The sequence below is a fragment of the Verminephrobacter aporrectodeae subsp. tuberculatae At4 genome (assembly GCF_000193225.1).
GTDB lineage: Bacteria > Pseudomonadota > Gammaproteobacteria > Burkholderiales > Burkholderiaceae_C > Acidovorax > Acidovorax aporrectodeae.
The window spans coordinates 1-7,377 of the sequence record NZ_AFAL01000448.1 but is presented as its reverse complement, the minus strand read 5'-3'; the positions used below and the strand labels follow the sequence as shown (position 1 = coordinate 7,377).

Below are 7,377 nucleotides of genomic sequence, written 5' to 3'. Positions count from 1 at the left end.
ACGGCGGCGCCCCGGACGCGCTGACCCCGCGCGCGCTGGCCGCCAACGAGGCCCGGCTGCGCGCGCGCGTGGCCCAGCTGTGGCAGACGCGCCTGCTGCGCTACAGCCGGCTCACCGTCGCCGACGAGATCGAGAACGCGCTCTCCTATTACGAGGCCACCTTCCTGCGCGAGATCCCCAAGATCTACGCCGCGCTGGAAAACGAACTCGGTCCGCACCCCGTGCACAGCTTTCTGCGCATGGGCCAGTGGATCGGCGGCGACCGCGACGGCAACCCCAACGTCACGGCGCAGACCCTGGAGCACGCGCTCGGCCGCCAGTCCGAGGTGGCGCTGCGCCACTACCTGACCGAGGTGCATTACCTGGGCGGCGAGCTCTCGCTGTCCGCGCGCCTGGTGCAGGTCTCGGACGCGATGCAGGCGCTGGCGCTGCGCTCGCCCGACACCAGCGAACACCGCCGGGACGAGCCCTACCGCCGCGCGCTCACGGGAATCTACGCCCGCCTGGCCGCGACGCTGCGCGAGCTGACCGGCGGCGAGGCCGCGCGCCATGCGGTCGCGCCGCAGAACGCCTACGCCGACGCGCAGGAGTTTCTCGCCGACCTGCACGTGATCGAGGCCTCGCTCGCATCGCACCACGGCCAGGCCCTGGCCGCGGAGCGCCTGCACCCGCTGATCCGCGCCGTGCAGGTGTTCGGTTTTCACCTGGCGACGGTGGACCTGCGCCAAAGCTCGGACAAGCACGAGGAGGTGCTCGCCGAGCTGCTCGCCACGGCCCGCGTCGAGCCCCATTACGCCGGATTGCCGGAGGCCGCCAAGTGCGCGCTGCTGATCGGGCTGCTCAACGACGCGCGCCCGCTGCGCGTCGTCGGCGCCCGGTACGGCGCGCACACGCAGGGTGAACTCGCGATCTTCGAGGCGGCGCGCGCGCTGCGCGCGCGCTTCGGCCACGAGGCCATACGCCACTACATCATCAGCCACACCGAAGCGGTGAGCGACCTGCTCGAAGTGCTGCTGCTGCAAAAAGAAGTCGGCCTGATGGACGGCACGCTCGACTCCCCGGCGCGCAGCCACCTGATCGTGGTGCCGCTGTTCGAGACCATCAAAGACCTGGCGCAGTCCGCGGACATCATGCGCGCGTTCTACGCGCTGCCCGGCGTGGCCGCGCTGGTGCAGCGCAGCGGCGGCGAACAGGACATCATGCTCGGCTACTCCGACAGCAACAAGGACGGCGGCATCTTCACCAGCAACTGGGAGCTGTACCGCGCCGAAATCGCGCTGGTGCAGCTGTTCGACGAACTCGCCGCGAGCCACGGCATACAGCTGCGCATGTTCCACGGCCGCGGCGGCACCGTGGGGCGCGGCGGTGGCCCGAGCTACCAGGCCATCCTGGCGCAGCCGCCGGGAACGGTGCGCGGGCAGATCCGCCTGACGGAGCAGGGCGAAGTCATCGCATCGAAATACGCCAACCCCGAGATCGGCCGCCGCAACCTCGAGACCCTGGTGGCGGCCACGCTCGAGGCCACGCTGCTGCAACCCACCAAGCCCGCCCCCCGGGCGTTTCTGGAGGCCGCCGCAGCGCTCTCGCGCACCAGCATGGACAGCTACCGCGCGCTGGTGTACGAGACCCCGGGCTTCACCGAATACTTCTTCCACGCCACGCCGATCCGCGAGATCGCCGAGCTCAACATCGGCTCACGCCCCGCGTCGCGCAAGGCCAGCCAGAAGATCGAAGACCTGCGCGCCATCCCCTGGGGCTTCAGCTGGGGCCAGTGCCGCCTCACGCTGCCCGGCTGGTACGGGTTTGGCTCCGCGGTCGCGGCCTTCGTGAACCAGGAGGGCAAGGACCCCGGGGCGCAGCTGGCGCTGCTGCAGAGGATGTACCGCCAGTGGCCGTTCCTGCGCACGCTGCTGTCGAACATGGACATGGTGCTGGCCAAGAGCGATCTCGCGCTGGCCTCGCGCTACAGCGAACTCGTCCCCGACACCCGCCTGCGCAAAAAGATCTTCCACGCCATCGAGGCCGAATGGCAGCGCACGGCCGACGCGCTCACCCGCATCACCGGCGACGCGCAGCGCCTGGCGCACAACACGGCGCTGGCCCGGTCCATCGCGCACCGCTTTCCGTACATCGACCCGCTGCACCATCTGCAGGTGGAACTGGTGCGCCGCTGGCGCGCCGGGCAGGGCGACGAGCGCGTGCAGACCGGGATCCACATCTCGATCAACGGGATTGCGGCCGGCTTGCGCAATACCGGGTGAGGGCGCGATCGCATGCGCCGGCCATTCGCAAGGGCGCTGCGCGGCTCGGCGACCGCGCATTCCGCCCGCGCCCGCGCCGGCGGCCCCGGACACGGCGCAACCGGCGCGGCGCGATGCAGAACGTTCAGGCAGTTACCTTGATTTGCTGCGCTGCAACAAAATTTCCCTTGCAATCGCGCGGCAAGTCCCTAAGATGCGTTTCCATGCTGCACTGCAACATGACTCTCCGGATTGGAAGCAGCGCAGATACTTCGGCAAGTACTTTGCAAGCCAACCTTGGCCCCCGGGGCCGCATTTTTCGGGAACATGACATGACGCTGACCGCTGAACAAATCCTGGCCTCGCACAAGGCCAACATCGAGACCCTGTTCGGTCTGACCACCAAAGCCTTCGAGGGCGTGGAAAAACTGGTCGAACTGAACGTGAGCGCTTCGCGCGCCGCGCTAACGGAGGCCGCCGAGCACACCCAGGCCGTGCTCGGCGTGAAGGACGCGCAGGAACTGCTGGCGCTGCAAGCGAGCCTGTTCCAGCCGCTGGCCGAAAAGACCGCCGCGTACAGCCGCCACCTGTACGACATCGCCTCGGGCACCGGCACCGAGTTCGGCAGGGCCTTTGAAGCGCAGGCCGCCGACGCCCAGAAGACCTTCTCCAACCTGGTCGACAGCGCGTCCAAGAACGCCCCCGCCGGTTCCGAAACCGCCGTGGCCGTGATGAAGAGCGCCGTCTCTGCGGCCAACAATGCGTTTGAATCGGTGCAAAAAGCCGTCAAGCAAGCGTCTGACGTGGCCGAAGCCAACTTCAACGCCGTAACCAACACCGCAGCGAACGCGGCCAAGGCCGCCGTTCCGCGCAAGCGCTAAGCAATCTGCGCCCTGGAGCGCGCAGGCCCTTGGCGCACCAGTTGTCTCCTTGGATCCTCGCGAAACCTCCGTTTCCGGGATCCTTTCAGGCCCGGGTTCATAGCCGGGCCTTTTTTTCGGGCGCTTTCCGGGTGCACTTGGCGCATGAAAAACCGGGGCGCACCCCTGCGGAGCCGCTTGGGCCGCGCAAGCCGGTGGATACAATGAGTTAAATGAATTCCCGCAAGAATCATGCCCCATGAATCACCGCATCCCCCCGTCCTCCTGCTCGCGGCCCTCGCCTGTCCCCTGGGAACGGCGCATGCCGAAAGGGCGGACCGCGGCAAGCCCATGAACATCGAGGCGGACACTTTGCGCCACGATGAACTCAAGCAGACGAGCGCGTTTTCGGGCCACGTGGTCATGTCCAAGGGCTCGATCCTGCTGCGCGGCGCGCGGCTCGAACTGCGCCAGGATACCGACGGCTACCAGCACGGCGTACTCACCGCCGAGGCCGGAAAACGCGCCTTCTTTCGCCAAAAGCGCGATACCGCGGCGGGTGTGCCGGACGAATTCGTCGAGGGCGAGAGCGAAGTCATCGAATACGACGGCAAGGCGGACAGGATGCGCTTCGTCAGCCGTGCCGAATTGCGCCGCTACCGCGGTGCGCAGCTCAGCGACGAGATCACGGGCGCCGTGATCGTCTACAACAACCTGACCGACGTGCTCACGGTGGACGGCGAGCGCGCATCTTCGAGCGGCGCCGGCGGCGCACCCACCGGCCGCGCGCGCGCGGTGCTGGCCCCCAAGGCCCCGCCCAAGGACGATGCAGCGCCCCCTGCAGCCGCACCGGTGCTGCCAGCCCCCGTGCTGCGCCCGAGCAACCGTCTTGGTGGCGACAAGTGAGCGCGCAACCCGTGCATGCCGGCCCTGGCACCCAGGCGGGCAGCCGCCTGGAGGTGCAGCACCTGGCCAAGTCGTATGGCAGCCGCAAGGTCGTCAAGGACGTCTCGCTGGCCGTGCAAAAGGGCGAGGTCGTCGGGCTGCTCGGCCCCAACGGCGCCGGCAAGACGACCTCGTTTTACATGATCGTGGGGCTGGTGCGCAGCGACGCGGGCGACATCCGCATCGACGACCGCTCGGTCGCGCACATGCCGATCCACCGGCGCTCGCGCCTGGGCCTGTCGTATCTGCCGCAGGAGGCATCCATCTTCCGCAAGCTGTCGGTCGAGGAAAACGTGCGCGCCGTGCTGGAACTGCAACGCGGGGACGACCACCTGCCGCTCTCCCGGGACGCCCTGGAAGAGCGCCTGACGGCCCTGCTGCAGGAACTGCGCGTCGACCACCTGCGGGCCTCCCCCGCGCTCGCCTTGTCGGGCGGCGAGCGCCGCCGCGTCGAGATCGCCCGGGCGCTGGCCACGCGGCCGCGCTTCATCCTGCTGGACGAGCCGTTTGCCGGAATCGACCCCATTGCCGTGATCGAGATCCAGCGCATCATCGGCTTCCTCAAGGCACGCGGAATCGGCGTGCTGATTACCGACCACAACGTGCGCGAGACGCTGGGCATCTGCGACCACGCCTTCATCATCAGCGACGGGCGCGTGCTCGCGCAGGGCACGCCGGCCGAAATCGTCGCCAACGCCGAGGTGCGCCGCGTCTACCTCGGCGAGCATTTCAGAATGTGATGAAACCCGGTCTGTCGCTGCGCGTCTCGCAGCATCTGGCACTGACCCCTCAGCTGCAGCAGTCCATCCGGTTGCTGCAACTGTCCACGCTCGAGCTCTCGCAGGAGATCGAGCAGATGCTCGACGAAAACCCGTTCCTCGAGCGCGCGGCGGACACGGCGCCGGGCGAGGAGTTTGGCCTCGACGCCGCGGACACGCCCGTGCAAATCGACGACTACGGCGCCGACGAGGCGCTCTTTGCCGGCGCCTCGGGCAGCAGCGCCGAGACGCCGGGGGACGCCGACGCCTGGGACACCGCGGCGCAGGAGCCCGACTGGGGCGGCGACGGCAGCGTGGAGATCGCGCCCAACGACGCGGAGTGGGGCGGCGACGCGCCCTCGCGCAACCGCAACGACGCCGAAGGCGACGAGATCGACGCCACCGAGCTGGCGCGCACGCAGGAATCGCTGACCGCGTTCCTGCAACGCCAGGCCCTGGTGCTGCGCCTGTCGGAGACCGACCGCGCCGCGCTGCACTTCCTCATCCAATCGCTCAACGACGACGGCTACCTGGAAGACCCGCCCGAAGCGCTGGCGATCAGCCTGGCCGGTCCGGACGACCCGCAGCAGGTCGAAGAACTGCTGCACCGGTTCACGGTGGCCCTGCACCTGCTGCAAAGCCTGGAGCCCGTGGGCGTGGGCGCGCGCAATCTCGCCGAGTGCCTGACGCTGCAACTCGACGCCCTGGCCCAGGACAAGGAGGCCGACCCCGACACCGTGCAAACCGCTCTGTGCATCTGCCAGCAACCGCTGGAAATGCTCGCCCGGCGCGACGTGCGCCGGCTCACCCAGGCCTGCGGCGGCGACGAGGAACGCACCCGCGCGGCCATGGCGCTGATCACCCGCCTGGAGCCCCGCCCGGGCCGCTGCTTTGCGGACGTGGAGCGCAACATCGTCGTGCCCGACGTCATCGTGCGCAAGGCCGGGCGCATGAATGGGCGGGACGGCCAGCACCACCTCATCGTCCAGCTCAACCCCGACGTACTGCCCCGCCTGCGCGTGCACGACATCTACGCCGGCGCGCTGCGCGGCTACAAGGGCGGCGCAGGGCACCAGGGCATGCAGCAGCGCCTGCAAGAGGCACGCTGGTTCATCAAGAACATCCAGCAGCGCTTTGACACCATCCTGCGCGTCTCGCGCGCCATCGTCGAGCGGCAAAAGAAATTCTTCACGCACGGCGAGCTGGCCATGCGGCCGCTGGTGCTGCGCGACATTGCGGACGAACTGGGCCTGCACGAATCGACCATCAGCCGCGTGACCACCGCCAAGTACATGGCGACGCCCATCGGCACCTACGAACTCAAGTACTTCTTCGGCTCGGGCCTGGGCACCGAAACGGGCGGCAGCGCATCGAGCACCGCCGTGCGCGCGCTCATGAAACGCTTCGTCGCCGCGGAAAACCCCGCCAAGCCCCTGTCAGACAGCCAGATCGCCGCGCTGCTCAAGGAGCAGGGAATCGAATGCGCGCGCCGCACCGTGGCCAAATACCGCGAGGCGCTGAAGATCGCGCCGGCGAATCTGCGCAAGGCGCTTTAATAACCGCCATGCACGGCCCCATGCACCCACTCCCGCTCTTCCTTCCCTGCGCAGCAGGCGTGGAGCCGTACCTGGCCGACGAAGTGCACCGCATCACCGGCCTGACGGGGCAAGACCTGCTCACGGGCCGCGGCGGCGTGCTGCTGCGTGCCGCGTGGCGCGACGCACTGCGGCTGAACCTGCACAGCCGCCTGGCCCAGCGCGTGCTGGTGCGGCTGGCGCAGCGCCCGTACCGCTCGGAAAACGACCTGTACGCCGCGGCCAGCGAAGTGGCCTGGGAATCCTGGTTCACCCCGCGCCAAAGCTTCAAGGTCGAAGCCACGGCCCGGAACAGCCCGCTGCAAAGCCTGAACTTCGCCGCGCTCAAGGTCAAGGACGCCGTGGCCGACCGCTTCCGCACCCAGAGCGGCGTGCGACCCGACGTGAACACGCAGTGGCCCGACGTGCGCATCCACCTGCACCTGAGCGCCGACGAGGCCACGATCTACATCGACACCTCGGGCGAGCCGCTGTTCAAACGCGGCTGGCGCGAGGAAACGGGCGCCGCGCCGCTCAAGGAAACGCTCGCCGCAGCCATGCTCGCCGCAAGCGGCTGGGACCCGCTGGGCGCGCAACCCGTGCCGCTGTACGACCCCTGCTGTGGCAGCGGAACCATCGCCATCGAGGCCGCGCAAATCGCCTGCCGCATTCCCGCCGGAATGCGGCGGCGCTTTGCCTTTGAGAAACTGCTGCCCTTTCAGGCGCAGCCGTGGACCGCGATGAAAGACGAGGCCGCGGACGCCATCCGACCCAGCCCCGTGCCCATTTTTGGCAGCGACGTGGCTTTTCGCATGGTCGACTTCGCCGCACGCAACGCCGAGCGCGCGGGCGTCGCCGACGCCGTGCAACTGCGCGGCGGCGACGCACTGCAACGCCAGCCCCCCTGCGCGCAGGCCGGCGTGATGCTGCTCAACCCCCATACGGCGAGCGCATCGCCGCAGCCGGTGTCGCCGGCGGCAACGCCGGCGCACGCGCCGCG

5 protein-coding genes and 1 pseudogene are annotated in these 7,377 nt (G+C 68.9%); all 6 read left to right on the top strand.

The window, feature by feature from the left end:
- Positions 1–2,261: phosphoenolpyruvate carboxylase (gene ppc / locus VTU_RS0114595; protein ID WP_010105418.1), on the top strand; the 2,261-nt coding region annotated here is incomplete at its 5' end.
- A 311-nt stretch (positions 2,262–2,572) separates the two neighbouring features.
- A complete protein-coding gene (locus VTU_RS0114590; RefSeq protein WP_010105417.1) occupies positions 2,573–3,121 on the top strand; it encodes a phasin family protein in 549 nt (182 codons plus the stop codon).
- Positions 3,122–3,352: 231 nt separating this feature from the next.
- Positions 3,353–4,006, top strand: a complete 654-nt coding sequence (gene lptA / locus VTU_RS0114585) for a lipopolysaccharide transport periplasmic protein LptA (RefSeq protein WP_010105415.1) — start codon at positions 3,353–3,355, stop codon at positions 4,004–4,006.
- Between the two features lie 11 nt (positions 4,007–4,017).
- Positions 4,018–4,785, top strand: coding sequence for an LPS export ABC transporter ATP-binding protein (gene lptB, locus VTU_RS0114580; RefSeq protein WP_029554422.1), 768 nt, complete (start codon positions 4,018–4,020; stop codon positions 4,783–4,785).
- The gene (locus VTU_RS0114575; protein WP_010105413.1) at positions 4,785–6,359 is read left to right on the top strand and encodes an RNA polymerase factor sigma-54; all 1,575 of its coding nucleotides are present in this window, start codon (positions 4,785–4,787) and stop codon (positions 6,357–6,359) included. The genes lptB and VTU_RS0114575 overlap by 1 nt, the downstream gene beginning before the upstream one ends.
- 20 nt (positions 6,360–6,379) lie before the next feature.
- Positions 6,380–7,377, top strand: a pseudogene (locus VTU_RS27385) (THUMP domain-containing class I SAM-dependent RNA methyltransferase); the annotation flags it as partial.